Genomic DNA, 13,619 nt, shown 5'->3' on the forward strand with positions numbered 1-13,619 from the left:
TATTATGATTATTATAACATTTTCTGAAAAACCCTTTCAACCAAGGTAAGAACTCTTAAATTTTTAAACAAAAAAGCTCCCGAAAATAACCTCGAGAGCTTTTCTTTATAAATATATTTCTTTAATTAAATTAGTCTACAGTTGTTACTTTATCAATGAAGCCATGAACGTCTTTTTCTTCACCGCTCTGAAGACCTGTGATATAATCGAACATTTTCTGAGCGAATGGTCCAATTTTACCATCATTGATAGTCATTACTTTATCTTTATAGCCAAGTACGCCAACAGGAGAAATTACAGCTGCTGTACCAGAACCAAATACTTCTTCTAATTTACCATTTTCGTAGTCTTCTACTAATTCATCAATAGTGATAGGACGTTCTTCTACATCCATACCCCATTCTCTAGCTACTGCAAGTACAGTTCTTCTTGTAACACCATTTAAGATTGTACCATCTAAAGCAGGAGTTACGATTTTGCCATCGATTTTGAATAAAATGTTCATAGAACCAACTTCACCGATGTATTTACGATGTACGCCATCTAACCACAATACTTGGTCATAACCATTTTTGTGAGCTTCAAGTCCTGCATGAAGACTTGCTGCATAGTTAGCAGGAGTTTTTGCTTCACCTAAACCACCTTTTGTTGCACGAACATATGTATCTTCAACCATGATTTTTACTGGAGCAAATCCATGTGCATAATAAGCAGCTACTGGAGAAAGAATGATATAGAATTTATATCTTTTAGATACGCTAACACCTAAGAATGGATCATCAGCAAAAATGAATGGACGAATGTAAAGACTTTGACCTTTTTTATTTGGAACCCAATCTTTTTCGATAGTGATTAATTGATGAAGTGCATCATAAACAAAATCAACATCGATTGGTGGAATATCAAGAATACGAGCTGAATTATTTAAACGATTTAAATGGTCTTTTGTACGGAAAATAACTACATCTTTACCTTGACGGAAAGCTTTCATACCTTCAAAGATTGCTTGACCATAATGAAGTGTTGCATTCGCTGGGCTAACTTTTATTTCTTCATAAGGTACAATCTGAGCGTCATGCCATCCTTGACCTTCATCATAAGTCATTTCAAACATATAATCAGTAAAATGTGTTCCAAAACCGATAGTGGAAACATCAACTTTTTCTTTTAATGTTTTTGTTTCAACAAATTTAACCATAATTACATCTCCCTAATTGATAGTGTATTCATTGTACAACTTATCTTTTACATAGTCAAGAAAAAAGTTTACATATTTACATATTTTTTACTATTTTTTTTATAACTTATGCTGATTATTATATCATTATATCTTATTTTTAATTATTTCGTTTAATTTCAATTTATCTATTTTCCCGCTTTCATTCTTAGGCAAACTTAATACTTTTATAAACTTTTTCGGTATTTCGTATTCACTAAGATATTCTCTTAATTTATTTATTATCTCCGATTTTTTAGGTAAATCATCTTTAACAACAACAGCTATCATTATATCTATATTATTCTGATTAATTATGGTTATTGCTACTTCTTCTAAAGATAATTTATCTTTTAATATATTCTCTATTTTATATTCAGAAATTTTTATACCATTTAAGTTACAAATATCATCTTTTCTTCCTAAAAAATGTAAATTTCCATATTTATCAATATAACCTCTATCTTTTAAAGAAAAAGGTCTTTGTATTCCCTCAACACCATAAGGTGTATCAATCATTATCTCTTCATCTTTAATAAAGACTTTTACTCCCTTAAAAGGTTTACCTATACAAGTTTTATCCTCGGTCATATTATCATCTTGAATATATGATATGTAATTTAATTCACTAGCACCATAATATAAAGTTATTTTTACATTAGGAAAAACTTTTTTCAATTCTTCTGCCTGAAATTTTCCCATACTTTGTGAACCACTAATTATAGCCTTTAGTCTTGCATTTTTATCGCTTATGATTTTAGGCAACAATAATAATTTTGATGGTATTAAATAAATTGTATTTACTTTATTTTGTTCCATCATATTCACCCACGTTTTAGGAGCAAATTTTTCAGTAGCTACAATTGAACCACCTACAAATAAAACACTCATATATATATTTAAATTTCCTGTGAAAGCCAAACTTCCTTGGCAAAATATCACTGTATTCTTATCTATATTAAAGATTTCATTTTGCTTTGGGAAAAAATCCACCCAACTACTAAAACTTCTCCACAATAATTTACTTTTTCCCGTAGAACCAGAAGTCATTACTCCCATGCAAGCATTTGAAGGAATATCCTTTACAACAAAATCTTGATTTTTGCTTACATTCGTAGCAATAATTGGCACTACATTTGTACCACTATAAGCAATAAACGTACATAATTGATCTACAATTAAATCTTCATAAATAAACTTATATTTATCTGTATAATCTATATGTCCTCGTATTTTCTCAACTTTCTTTATTAAATCTTCATATGAAAAACTATCCTTATCTGTTACCAACGCTTTATCTTGCAAATTTTGTCGTTTCAAAATAGATAAATAATCCATAGAATTCACCTCTATCTTTTAAAGATATTCAATCGTCATTGCACTGCCCAATCCTCCAGCACCAGCAATACTACAACAACCTAATTTTCCTTTTCTATATTCCAAAGATTTTATTAAATGTAATAAAATCATAGCACCTGACACTCCATAAGGATGACCATATGCCAAAGCTCCGCCAAAAATATTATATCTATCTATCACTTCTGGAAAATTACGTTCAAATAATACATCAATAACAGCAAAAGCTTCATTTACTTCAAAACAATCTATATTTTTTATATCCATATTTTTTTGCATTAATAATTTCTTTATAGCTTTAATACTACCCATTGGACTAAGCATAGGATTAACACCACAAGCACAATAGTCTAAAATTCTAGCTTGTGCTTTTTGTCCAATTTTCTTTAAATATTCTTCTGAACATACTATTACAAAAGCCGCTCCATCATTAATCAAACAAGAATTTCCTGCTGTCGTTACCTCTCCATTTAGCAATAACTTAGGCATTCTTTTTAACAATCTTTCACTCATTTTAGCTCTAATACCTTCATCTTTATCACTATCATTAATTGAAACAACTATATCATCTAATAAATGTTCTTGTCTTGCTCGTACTGCTCTTTCATGACTTTTTAATGCCCATAAATCCAATTCTTCTTTAGTTATATTTTCTTTTATTGCCGTATATTCAGCTCCTTCAAGCATTATAGTCTCTCGATGATTATTTGGTATAAATTTTGCTACTGTATAAAAGCTATTTTCAGTATAATCAGGATGGTTTTTATTATATCCACGTATTGGCTGAGTTGAACTACTCTCAAAACCACCAGCTATTATCATATCCGCTTGCCCAGAAGCAATTTTAGCATAAGCTACTGCAATACTTTCTAAACCACTACAACATTGCATATCTACAGTAAAAGCAGGTACATTTTCATCTATACCTGCTTCAAGTGTCATTAATCTAGTAATATTACCGCCAGCTCCCACTCCATTACCAGCTATTATATAATCTATATCCTTATCTTCTATTTTATATTTCTCTTTTAAATTTTTTAGTACCTTCGCTCCCAAAATTTCAGCTGGAATATATCTATACATACCATTACATAAACCAATATAACTACGAAGACCACCTAATATATATACTTGTTTCATAATCTTAATATCCTCTATTAAAAATTTTCCCTATAGGTCTGGCTAATATTACAGCCACAATGCACTTTACAATATCTAATGGAATAAAAGGTAATACTCCTGTTAAGAATACTGCTTCCCAATTCATATCTGTTAATAATTTCAATTGAATTGCACCCAAAAGATAAATCACTGGTATACCTAAGCCTACCCCTATTGAAGCATATCGCTTAAAATTATATTTATTTCCCTTAAGCCAAGCTATCAATACGGCAGCAACTAGATAACCCCAAATATAACCACCTGTTGGTCCAAAAATTTTAGCAGGTCCTGCTGACCCGCCTGTAAATACAGGAATACCCACAAGTCCTATCAATATATACACAAACATAGTGATAAAAGCCTGTTTCGGTGATAATAAAAAAGCTACCAAATTAACTACTAAAGTCTGTAAAACTATTGGTGACAAAGAAAATGGTAATGGTATTACTATATATGCTGAAACACAATTCATCGCTATTAATAATGCTAATCTAGTCAATTCTAACGTTTTATTGGAATAATTACTCATTTTTTCTACCTACTTTTTATTACAATATTAAATACATTTTTTCCATTTACATATGCCTTTAATTTATCTTCAACTGCATACACTCTTAGTACATCTTCAGAAAATACAGGAGCTAAAAAATCTACCTGCCAATGTAGCATTTCTATTTTTAAAAAATTTTGCAAAGATAGAGCCATTAATAATCCAGGCACTATAGGATTTTTAGTTTGATGAATAATATTTTTATCTCCACTTAATTCAACATACTTCTTTATTTCATCATCATTAAAACAATGCTCATAAATACAATTTTTGTCCATTAATTCTTTTGAAAATTCATCTTCTTTTTCATTTGAACTTTTTACTATAGCTCTTTTAGGTAATAATAATAATGTCTTTAATTCTTGCTGTATTTTACCTGCATTATCACTACCTAATACCTGCATAATAGCCTTATTTTTCTTATGCAATAATAAGTTATTACTAAATAAATCAACGTCTTTTCGAATATGTATCTCTGCTCTGGCTAATAACCACCCGCCAAAAAAAGAATTATCGCAATCTGCTAACTTTTGAATAAGCTTTATCATTATCTTTCAACCTTTTACACTTAAGTTTTATTTTTTTAATCCCTTAATATTATATTTAAGCTAAAGCTATTAGTCAACCTATACAAAATTTTAGTTGACATTAATGATAAAAAAAAGCCGTATTCTTTTTAGAATACGGACTTTATTTCTTAATTATTCAGCATATACGCTGATTTGACGGTTGTAACGACCTTTACGTTCGAAAGCAACACGACCAGCAATTTTAGCGAATAAAGTATCATCTTTACCGATGCCTACGTTAGCACCTGGATGGAAATGAGTACCTCTCTGACGAACTAAAATGCTACCTGCAGTAACGATTGTACCAGCGTGTTCTTTAACGCCAAGACGTTTAGATTCACTATCACGACCGTTACGAGTACTACTAACACCTTTTTTATGAGCGAAAAGCTGTAAATCAAAATTGAACATTCAAATTCACCTCCTGATATTTAGAACAGAAACGTTTTTCGGATTAGATTTCTCTATTTCCGCAAAACCAAGTACAGCTACAGCAAAGACAGCTTCTGTTAAATCATCAGCTTTATCTTTCAGAGCCACACTTAAATATCCGGGCTTTACATCATAATTTATTTCACGATGTAAATGTTTTGCCAAACCTAAAATAACTGACTGAGCCAATGCAGAAATCCCAGCACATACAATATCTTGACCATATGCGCCTGCTCCTGCATGTCCTTCTACTAAAAGACCGATGACTTTATCATCATCTTGACGCATTACAGATATTTTTATCATTATGCTTCGATTTTTTCAATAGTTAATTTAGTGAAAGGCTGACGATGACCCTGACGACGACGATAGTTGGATTTAGCTTTGTATTTGAAAACTAAGATTTTTTTAGCTTTATCTTGTTTTTCAACTTTTGCAGTGATTTTAGCACCTTCAACAACTGGAGTACCAACTTTAACATCTGCATCATTAACAACAGTTAAAACTTGATCAAAAGTTACAACATCGCCTTCATTAGCTGCGATTTTTTCAACAGTGATAACGTCACCTTCGGAAACACGATACTGTTTTCCGCCTGTCTGGAAAATAGCGTACATTCAATTACACCTACCTTAATTAATACTCGCCAATTACGGTTAGTCAAAGACTATTTATAAACCTTTTTGTGCGGTTGGGAAACCTTAATTTCTTAAGGCTTACATCTTGAAATTCTATCATATTTAAACTAATAATGTCAATAAATTTATTAAATAAATAAAATTATTATTTGACAATAGTACGTATACATATTAATATAAAATCATACGTATACGTATTATTATTAAGGAGGTTTATTTATGTATTATATTGCCAAAGCAAAAAATATTTTATTTACACTTGTTTGCTGTTGTATCTTGCTTTCTAGCTCAGCTTATGCACAAGACACATCGCCAACTTCCCCACCACCTAATTTACCTAGTGAATTATTCGATAATACTCCCCTAACGCCTACAAAAGTTTTTGACAATCTTTATTGTATAGGTACAAAAAGTGTCGTAGCTTGGGCATTGCAAACTTCTGATGGCATCATACTCATTGATTCCATGTGGGATAATAACGATGCTCAATTGATCATTGATGGCATGGAAAAATTAGGATTAAATCCTCATGATTTAAAATACATCTTAATCTCTCATGGTCATGGTGACCATTACGGTGGAGCACAGTATTTAAAAGATAAATATAATGCTAAAATCTTTATGAGCAACACTGATTTTTATTATATGAATAACACTTTTGATGGTGCAAATGCTGCTCGTTCACCAAAATGTACTGTAGATGAATTCTTAACAGATGGACAGAAAATCACTCTAGATGATACTACTGTCACTATAGTATCCACTCCTGGTCATTCTCCTGGTTGTGTCTCTTTTATATTCCCAGTAAAAACTCAAGGTAAAACTTATATGGCTGCTCAATGGGGTGGCACAGGCATTCCTAAATCCATAGAAAACAAAGTCCAATATAAATCTTCCCTAGAACATTTTACTCAATATTGTCATGATAATAATGTAGTTGTTGAAACTACTGCTCATTTATTTGCCGATAATGGTTATGCTAAATTAAATAATGTAGTAAATTCTACTTCCATAGAAAATAATCCATTTTATCTAGGTCAAAAAGGCATTGATAATTATCTCAATAACTTATCTTTAGAAATAGATAGAGCCATCGCTAATTCTATAAAATAAATATCTAAATATAAAAAAGGAGTCTAAATATCTTAGACTCCTTTATCTATCTTCACCTTTATATTTTATGTTACAATAAAATATATTTAAAACTTGAGGTGTTATTTTAATGTTTCTCGAAAAATCTTTAGGATATACAATTTGTACCATAGCTAGAAAAATTCATCAAAATTTGACACATAAATTTTCCCCATATAATATTACTCCAGAGCAATGGGTAGTATTAAATCAAATTCACATCAATAAAAATATATCCCAGAAAAAATTAGCCGATATTATACAAAAAGACCCTAATAATGTAAAAGTTCTTGTCGACAAATTAGAACAAAAAGAATTAATTAAGAGATCTCCCAATCCTGATGATAAAAGAGCATTTTCTCTATCTACAACCGATAAAGGCATTAATCTCATCAATACTTTAAATCAAGTAGATATTTCTGTAATTTCTGATGTAGAAAAAAGCTTGACTGAACAGGAAAATATTCAATTATTGAAATTATTATCTAAGATTGAAAAAAATTTTTCATCTTCACTAAAATAAAATATTTAACAAATAAAAAGGACTAAGACAAATGCACACATTATCCTCATTTGTCTTAGTCTTTTTTATTTTTCTATGCCATATTTTTTTAAAGCTTCATAAGCTGCATGTTGTTCAGCTTCTTTTTTAGTAGTACCTTTTCCTTTGCCATCGATTTTTTTATCAATAACTACAGCAAATTCAAAAATTTTCGCATGATCAGGACCTGTCTCTGATAATAATTTATATTCGACATAGAGACCTTTTCCTTGTACTACTTCTTGTAAAATAGTCTTATAATCTTTTAAATTATAACCATATTTTACAGCAATAAATTCCTCTTTTAACTTATCAAGCACATATTCATAAGCTGTCTGCCAACCTTGATCTAAATAAATAGCACCAATGATTGATTCAAAGGCATCTGCTAAAATCGATGGACGATGTTCTCCACCTGTTAAGCGTTCACCTTTACCTAACAATAAATACTGCCCAACATTTAAATTCATAGCAAGTTTTGCTAAACTTGTTTCACAAACTACAGAGGCACGAGCCTTCGTCATTTCACCTTCTGGCATTTGACTAAAAGTTTTAAATAAGTATGTGCTAGAAGCTAATTCTAGCACAGCATCACCTAAAAACTCCAAACGTTCGTTATGAAGACTATGGTCTTTAGCCTCATTAGCATATGAAGTATGTGTCAAAGCCTGATTTAATAAGTTCAAATCATTAAACTTCACACCTAATATAGAGACTAATTCCCCTAATTTCTGTTTGCGTTTTTCTGATAAATTCATTTATAAAACCTGATTTACTTAAGTTTTTTCAATAAAATAGCTGCATTATGACCGCCAAAACCTAAAGAATCAGAAATAGCTGCATTGATAACTCTTTCTCTAGCAACATTTGGTACATAATCTAAATCTAATTCTTCATCTGGAGTTTCATAGTTGATTGTAGCAGGCATAATATCATTTTTAACAGCTAAAGCTGTAGCGATACATTCAATACCACCAGCAGCACCAAGAAGATGTCCTATCATAGATTTAATAGAGCTGATAGATAATTTATACGCATGATCACCAAAAGCACGTTTAATAGCTGCTGTTTCAGTTCTTTCATTTAATGGTGTAGATGTACCATGAGCATTGATATAATCTACATCTGTTAATTCAAGACCTGCATCTTTTACTACATTTGTAAAGCAACGAGCAGATTGTTTTGCTTCTGGATCTGGGCTAGTCATATGATAAGCATCAGAAGTTGCAGCATATCCAGCAAGTTCAGCATAAATCTGAGCTCCACGAGCTACTGCATGTTCATAACTTTCTAAAATAACGATACCTGCACCTTCACCCATAACAAAACCGCTACGATTTTTATCAAATGGACGAGAAGCTTTCTGTGGATTATCGTTCATATCTGTGCAAAGTGCTTTCATGGAAGCAAAGCCTGCTACTGGAAGTGGAGAAATACAAGCTTCTGTACCACCAGCAACCATCACATCAGCTTCACCACGCTGAATAACACGCATAGCATCACCAATAGCATTTGTACCAGTTGCACAAGCAGTTACAGGGCAAATACTAGGGCCTTGAAGACCAAAAGTAATAGAAGTCATTCCAGCTGCCATATTACTAATCATCATAGGTACGCAGAAAGGACTTACACGATTTGGCCCTTTAGTAAAAATAGTATTATATTGATCGTGTAGTGTTTCAATACCACCGATACCACTACCAATAAATACACCAATACGTTCTTTATCTTCTTTGGATAAATCCATATTTGCATCATCAAATGCAAGTCTAGTTGCTGCAATAGCAAACTGAGTATATCTATCCATGCGTTTTGCTTCTTTTTTATCAATAAAATCAGAAGCATTAAAATCTTTTACTTCTGCTGCAATCTGTGCTTTAAAATCGCTAGCATCAAAATGTGTAATTTTATCTATCCCACTTTTACCAGCAAGAAGACCTTGCCAAAAAGCGTCTTTACCAATACCGATAGGAGATATTGCTCCTAAACCAGTAATTACCACTCTATTTGTCAAAACAAACACCTCTCATTTAATCTATTGCCGCAACTTCTGATTTTATTCTAGAAATTATTTCCTTAACTGGCAATATTTCTTTGATTCTGTGTATATATTCGCCTGTAAATACCAGACCATTTTCTACGTCTCCCTGTTCTGCACGAATCAATGAATCAATTATACAGAAATTATGCTTACAGTTCTTTAGACATGCCCTACATCCTTTTGGAGGAACTGGACCCACCATTATTTTATCTGCAAATGGATTTCTTACAGCACGTCCTGGAAGACCTACTGGACTGTGTATAACTACAATGTCGTCCGGTTTAGATTTCAAATAAAAATTCTTCAATGCCGGAGCAGCATTGGATTCTTCACTGGCAGCAAAGCGTGAACCCATTTGTACACCACTTGCGCCCATCTTTATAAGATCAACAATGTCTTGGCCAGAAAGTACTCCGCCTGCCGCAATAACAGGAATATCTACCGCTTTTGTAATATCCGGAATTAATTCACGTATAGATGTGCTAGTTCCTAAATGTCCACCAGCTTCTTTTCCTTCAACCACAATAGCAGTAGCACCAAGACGTTGGGATATTTTCGCTAATTTAACAGATGAAACAATCGGTACGATTGGTGTACCAGATTCTTGTCCAAGACCAAACATATCGCGGGAAAATCCTGCACCAGCTACTACAAGGTCAATACCTTCGTCAATAGCAGTTTTTACAACTTCACTAAAACCTCTAGCTGCAACCATGATGTTAATACCAATAATTCCAGACGTTAAAGATCGCGCCAAGCGAATTTCATACCTTAATTCATCAGTAGGCATACCAGATGCAGCAATTAAACCAATACCGCCTTCATTGGCGACAGCAGCTGCAAGTCTTGCCGTTGATAATCTAACAGCCATACCACCCTGAATAATCGGTACTTTTGCAATTTTATTGCCAATTTTCAATTCAGGAAGTTTCAAAATAACTCCTCCAATCCGCTTTTCTTCTATTATCTTTAGAAAGTCCCGTGGAGTAACCACGGGACTTTTCTAAGAAAACGCTAAAATTATTTATTTTGGTCTATATAGGATACAACATCCTGAACTGTTTTAATTTTTTCAGCAGCTTCGTCTGGAATTTCAATACCGAATTCTTCTTCAAAAGCCATGATTAATTCAACAATATCAAGAGAATCTGCACCTAAATCGTCGATGAAAGTAGAATCAATATTAACTTCATCAGCTTCAACGCCTAACTGATCAACAACGATATCTCTTACTTTATCAAAAGTAGCCATTCCTCGTCACCTCCTCCTCAGAATAACCTTTTTTATTTATTTATTCATTATTACATTACCATACCGCCATCTACATTGACAACCTGTCCTGTAATATATGAAGCCTTATCAGATGCCAAAAATACTACTGCATTTGCAATATCTTCTGGCTGACCCATTTTACCAAGTGGTATAGAACCTACTACTTGGGCTTGTGCTTTTTCTGGCATAGCTGCTGTCATATCAGTAGCAATAAAACCAGGAGCTACAGCATTAACGGTAATACCACGACTAGCCATTTCACGAGCTAAAGATTTTGTAAAACCAATTACACCAGCTTTAGCAGCAGAATAATTTGTCTGACCTATATTTCCCATTATACCAGAAACAGAACTCATATTGATGATTTTTCCAGAACGTTTTTTCATCATATATTTTGCTACTACTTTTGTACAGTTAAAAATACCTGTCAAATTAGTATTGATAACAGCATTCCAATCCTGAGATTTCATGCGAATGAATAAACCATCACGAGTTATACCTGCATTGTTAACTAAAATATCAATCTGACCAAATTCAGCTATTACTTTTTCTACCATTTCACTAGCAGCCTGTTCATCACTAACATCAGCTTGAACAATCATGGCCTTACCGCCCATATCAGTAATTATATTCTTTACTTCTTCGGCAGCAGCCACATTTCCTGCATAATTGATAGCTACAGTAGCACCTTCCTTTGCAAGTTCAATAGCAACTGCACGACCAATTCCACGAGATGCTCCTGTTACTAATGCAACCTTACCATCTAAAAGCATATTATCGAACCTCCTTGAAATAGTCAAGAGTTTTTTCAAGAGATTCTATATTTTCTACGTTTAAAGATTTCAATTTACGGTCAATACGTTTATTAAATCCACATAAAACTTTACCTGGACCTACTTCAACATAAGTATCAGCACCAAAATCTTTCATTGTTGCGATACAATCTTCCCATTTTACAGGGCTTGCAGCTTGTTTTACAAGACTTACTTTAATATCTTCTGCTTTTGTTAAAGCCTCAGCTGTAACATTTGTTACTACTGGAATAGTAGCATCAGATACAACTACTTTATCAAGTTCTACAGCGAGTTTAGCTGCTGCAGGTTCCATTAATTTACTATGGAATGGGGCACTAACTGGTAAAATAACACATTTTTTAGCACCAGCTTTTGTCATTTCTTCACTAGCTTTTTCTACACCTTTAGCAGTACCTGCAATTACAATCTGACCAGGGCAGTTGAAGTTTACAGCCTGTACTAAGGAAGTTGTGTTACTTACTTCTTCGCAAATTTCCACAATTTTATCACGATCAAGACCAATTACAGCTGCCATTCCGCCTTCGCCAACAGGAACAGCTTCTTGCATGTACATACCACGTTTATGAACGAGATATACTGCATCTGCAAATTTCAAAGAACCTGCTGCTACTAGTGCAGAATATTCTCCTAAACTATGACCGCCTACGATTTCTGGAGTAATTCCATTTTCTTTTAATAATTCATTGCAGATAACACTCATAGTCAAAATAGCAGGTTGAGTATTTGCTGTAAGTTTTAAATCTTCTGCTGGGCCATTAAAGCACATGTCCATGATAGAATATCCAAGTGCTTCGTCAGCTTCTTTAAATAACTTTTTCGCAATATCATATTTGTCATAAAAATCTTTACCCATTCCCACTACTTGAGAACCTTGTCCTGGAAATAAAAATGCGAGTTTACTCATTTAGTAATCACCCTTTCACCATTATTTTTATAAATTTATTATTTATTTGCAAGAATTCTGTGCGTTTTCCATCACTTTAGCAAGATTATTTACAATATCATCTATAATTTCTTGAACAGGTTTTATTTCATTCAGCATACCTGCAATCTGTCCAATCATTACAGAACCCATTTCCACATCGCCTTTTCTTGCTGCGAGATTTAATCCGCCTGCACCTAATTTTTCAATTTCTTCAACTGGTGCATTTGCTTTTTCTAATTCATCAAATTTACGTGTTAATTTATTCGCTATAACGCGTACAGGATGTCCTGTAGAACGGCCTGTTACTACAGTAGAGCGATCTTTTGCACGTAAAATTAATTTTTTATAATTTTCATGAGCAATACATTCACTAGATACTACAAATCTTGAACCCATTTGTACACCACTAGCACCAAGTGCAAATGCTGCCATCATTCCACGGGCATCACCAATACCACCAGCTGCAATAACTGGAATATCCACTGCATCTACTACTTGTGGTACAAGTGCCATAGTAGTGATTTCACCTACGTGTCCACCACTTTCTGTTCCTTCAGCAATAATTGCATCAACGCCAGTACGAACTAAACGTTTTGCAAGTGCGACTGATGCAACAACTGGTATTACTTTAGTACCAATTTCTTTAAATGCAGGTATATATTCACCTGGATTACCTGCACCTGTTGTTACAACTGGTACACGTTCATCAAGCACCACTTGAATGACTTCTTTAACAAATGGAGACATAAGCATTATATTTACACCAAATGGTTTATCTGTCCATTGTTTTACTTTTTGTATTTCGGCTCTCAAAAGATCAGGAGGCATATGTCCTGCTCCAATAATACCAAAACCACCAGCATTAGAAACGGCAGCAGCTAATTCTGCTGTACCAAGCCAAGCCATACCGCCTTGAAATATTGGATATTTTATATTTAATAATTTACAGATAGGATTATTTTCGAACATTAT

At 33.1% G+C, this 13,619-nt stretch carries 17 protein-coding genes; 2 read left to right on the forward strand and 15 right to left on the reverse strand.

Annotated elements, in window-relative coordinates; translation table 11 throughout:
• Positions 1 to 130: 130 nt before the first annotated feature.
• The 8 genes from Q5I67_RS00715 to rplU form a co-directional block, all read right to left on the reverse strand.
• Positions 131 to 1,198, reverse strand: a complete 1,068-nt coding sequence (locus Q5I67_RS00715) for a branched-chain amino acid aminotransferase (protein WP_296895766.1) — start codon at positions 1,196 to 1,198, stop codon at positions 131 to 133.
• Between the two features lie 126 nt (positions 1,199 to 1,324).
• Positions 1,325 to 2,554, reverse strand: a complete 1,230-nt coding sequence (locus Q5I67_RS00720; RefSeq protein ID WP_302486057.1) for an AMP-binding protein — start codon at positions 2,552 to 2,554, stop codon at positions 1,325 to 1,327.
• A gap of 18 nt (positions 2,555 to 2,572) precedes the next feature.
• A complete protein-coding gene (locus Q5I67_RS00725; protein ID WP_302486058.1) occupies positions 2,573 to 3,712 on the reverse strand; it encodes a thiolase family protein in 1,140 nt (379 codons plus the stop codon).
• A gap of 4 nt (positions 3,713 to 3,716) precedes the next feature.
• A complete protein-coding gene (locus Q5I67_RS00730; RefSeq protein WP_296895769.1) occupies positions 3,717 to 4,262 on the reverse strand; it encodes a biotin transporter BioY in 546 nt (181 codons plus the stop codon).
• 5 nt (positions 4,263 to 4,267) lie between these two features.
• A complete protein-coding gene (locus Q5I67_RS00735) occupies positions 4,268 to 4,831 on the reverse strand; it encodes a hypothetical protein (protein WP_302486059.1) in 564 nt (187 codons plus the stop codon).
• A 153-nt stretch (positions 4,832 to 4,984) separates the two neighbouring features.
• A complete protein-coding gene (gene rpmA / locus Q5I67_RS00740) occupies positions 4,985 to 5,263 on the reverse strand; it encodes a 50S ribosomal protein L27 (RefSeq protein ID WP_008538610.1) in 279 nt (92 codons plus the stop codon).
• A gap of 6 nt (positions 5,264 to 5,269) precedes the next feature.
• On the reverse strand, positions 5,270 to 5,590 hold the full coding sequence (locus Q5I67_RS00745) for a ribosomal-processing cysteine protease Prp (protein ID WP_008538611.1): 321 nt from the start codon (positions 5,588 to 5,590) through the stop codon (positions 5,270 to 5,272).
• Complete coding sequence (gene rplU, locus Q5I67_RS00750) at positions 5,590 to 5,901, reverse strand: 50S ribosomal protein L21 (RefSeq protein WP_022227966.1); 312 nt, start codon at positions 5,899 to 5,901, stop codon at positions 5,590 to 5,592. Before rplU ends, Q5I67_RS00745 begins: the two co-directional genes overlap by 1 nt.
• Positions 5,902 to 6,141: 240 nt before the next feature.
• Here rplU and Q5I67_RS00755 point away from each other — a divergent pair, with 240 nt between their 5' ends.
• Both Q5I67_RS00755 and Q5I67_RS00760 read left to right on the forward strand, forming a co-directional pair.
• The gene (locus Q5I67_RS00755; RefSeq protein ID WP_302486060.1) at positions 6,142 to 7,035 is read left to right on the forward strand and encodes an MBL fold metallo-hydrolase; all 894 of its coding nucleotides are present in this window, start codon (positions 6,142 to 6,144) and stop codon (positions 7,033 to 7,035) included.
• Between the two features lie 109 nt (positions 7,036 to 7,144).
• Entirely contained in the window at positions 7,145 to 7,576 is a 432-nt protein-coding gene (locus Q5I67_RS00760; protein WP_296895772.1) for a MarR family winged helix-turn-helix transcriptional regulator, read from the forward strand.
• Between the two features lie 65 nt (positions 7,577 to 7,641).
• Here the strand turns inward: Q5I67_RS00760 and rnc are convergent, their stop codons facing one another.
• From rnc to fabK, 7 genes are all read right to left on the reverse strand, one after another.
• The gene (rnc, locus tag Q5I67_RS00765; protein WP_302486061.1) at positions 7,642 to 8,352 is read right to left on the reverse strand and encodes a ribonuclease III; all 711 of its coding nucleotides are present in this window, start codon (positions 8,350 to 8,352) and stop codon (positions 7,642 to 7,644) included.
• Positions 8,353 to 8,366: 14 nt separating this feature from the next.
• Complete coding sequence (gene fabF, locus Q5I67_RS00770) at positions 8,367 to 9,608, reverse strand: beta-ketoacyl-ACP synthase II (RefSeq protein WP_296896997.1); 1,242 nt, start codon at positions 9,606 to 9,608, stop codon at positions 8,367 to 8,369.
• Between the two features lie 16 nt (positions 9,609 to 9,624).
• Positions 9,625 to 10,569 (reverse strand): nitronate monooxygenase family protein, encoded by a 945-nt coding sequence (locus tag Q5I67_RS00775; protein WP_296896995.1) that lies wholly within the window; start codon positions 10,567 to 10,569, stop codon positions 9,625 to 9,627.
• Positions 10,570 to 10,655: 86 nt separating this feature from the next.
• The gene (locus tag Q5I67_RS00780) at positions 10,656 to 10,886 is read right to left on the reverse strand and encodes an acyl carrier protein (RefSeq protein ID WP_008538619.1); all 231 of its coding nucleotides are present in this window, start codon (positions 10,884 to 10,886) and stop codon (positions 10,656 to 10,658) included.
• 50 nt (positions 10,887 to 10,936) lie between these two features.
• Positions 10,937 to 11,680, reverse strand: a complete 744-nt coding sequence (fabG, locus tag Q5I67_RS00785) for a 3-oxoacyl-[acyl-carrier-protein] reductase (protein WP_296896991.1) — start codon at positions 11,678 to 11,680, stop codon at positions 10,937 to 10,939.
• 1 nt (position 11,681) lies between these two features.
• The gene (fabD, locus tag Q5I67_RS00790) at positions 11,682 to 12,626 is read right to left on the reverse strand and encodes an ACP S-malonyltransferase (protein ID WP_296896986.1); all 945 of its coding nucleotides are present in this window, start codon (positions 12,624 to 12,626) and stop codon (positions 11,682 to 11,684) included.
• Positions 12,627 to 12,668: 42 nt separating this feature from the next.
• Entirely contained in the window at positions 12,669 to 13,616 is a 948-nt protein-coding gene (fabK, locus tag Q5I67_RS00795) for an enoyl-[acyl-carrier-protein] reductase FabK (RefSeq protein WP_302486062.1), read from the reverse strand.
• Positions 13,617 to 13,619 lie beyond the last annotated feature (3 nt).

It is taken from the genome of uncultured Megamonas sp. (assembly GCF_958438645.1).
In the GTDB taxonomy this organism is placed as follows: Bacteria; Bacillota; Negativicutes; order Selenomonadales; family Selenomonadaceae; genus Megamonas.

Excerpts from the sequence above, each read along its gene's own strand:
- Q5I67_RS00715 (WP_296895766.1), bottom strand. The coding sequence starts at position 1,198 with ATGGTTAAATTTGTTGAAACAAAAACATTAAAAGAAAAAGTTGATGTT.
- Q5I67_RS00720 (WP_302486057.1), bottom strand. The coding sequence starts at position 2,554 with ATGGATTATTTATCTATTTTGAAACGACAAAATTTGCAAGATAAAGCG.
- Q5I67_RS00725 (WP_302486058.1), bottom strand. The coding sequence starts at position 3,712 with ATGAAACAAGTATATATATTAGGTGGTCTTCGTAGTTATATTGGTTTA.
- Q5I67_RS00730 (WP_296895769.1), bottom strand. The coding sequence starts at position 4,262 with ATGAGTAATTATTCCAATAAAACGTTAGAATTGACTAGATTAGCATTA.
- Q5I67_RS00735 (WP_302486059.1), bottom strand. The coding sequence starts at position 4,831 with ATGATAAAGCTTATTCAAAAGTTAGCAGATTGCGATAATTCTTTTTTT.
- rpmA (WP_008538610.1), bottom strand. The coding sequence starts at position 5,263 with ATGTTCAATTTTGATTTACAGCTTTTCGCTCATAAAAAAGGTGTTAGT.
- Q5I67_RS00745 (WP_008538611.1), bottom strand. The coding sequence starts at position 5,590 with ATGATAAAAATATCTGTAATGCGTCAAGATGATGATAAAGTCATCGGT.
- rplU (WP_022227966.1), bottom strand. The coding sequence starts at position 5,901 with ATGTACGCTATTTTCCAGACAGGCGGAAAACAGTATCGTGTTTCCGAA.
- Q5I67_RS00755 (WP_302486060.1), top strand. The coding sequence starts at position 6,142 with ATGTATTATATTGCCAAAGCAAAAAATATTTTATTTACACTTGTTTGC.
- Q5I67_RS00760 (WP_296895772.1), top strand. The coding sequence starts at position 7,145 with ATGTTTCTCGAAAAATCTTTAGGATATACAATTTGTACCATAGCTAGA.
- rnc (WP_302486061.1), bottom strand. The coding sequence starts at position 8,352 with ATGAATTTATCAGAAAAACGCAAACAGAAATTAGGGGAATTAGTCTCT.
- Q5I67_RS00780 (WP_008538619.1), bottom strand. The coding sequence starts at position 10,886 with ATGGCTACTTTTGATAAAGTAAGAGATATCGTTGTTGATCAGTTAGGC.
- fabG (WP_296896991.1), bottom strand. The coding sequence starts at position 11,680 with ATGCTTTTAGATGGTAAGGTTGCATTAGTAACAGGAGCATCTCGTGGA.
- fabD (WP_296896986.1), bottom strand. The coding sequence starts at position 12,626 with ATGAGTAAACTCGCATTTTTATTTCCAGGACAAGGTTCTCAAGTAGTG.
- fabK (WP_302486062.1), bottom strand. The coding sequence starts at position 13,616 with ATGTTCGAAAATAATCCTATCTGTAAATTATTAAATATAAAATATCCA.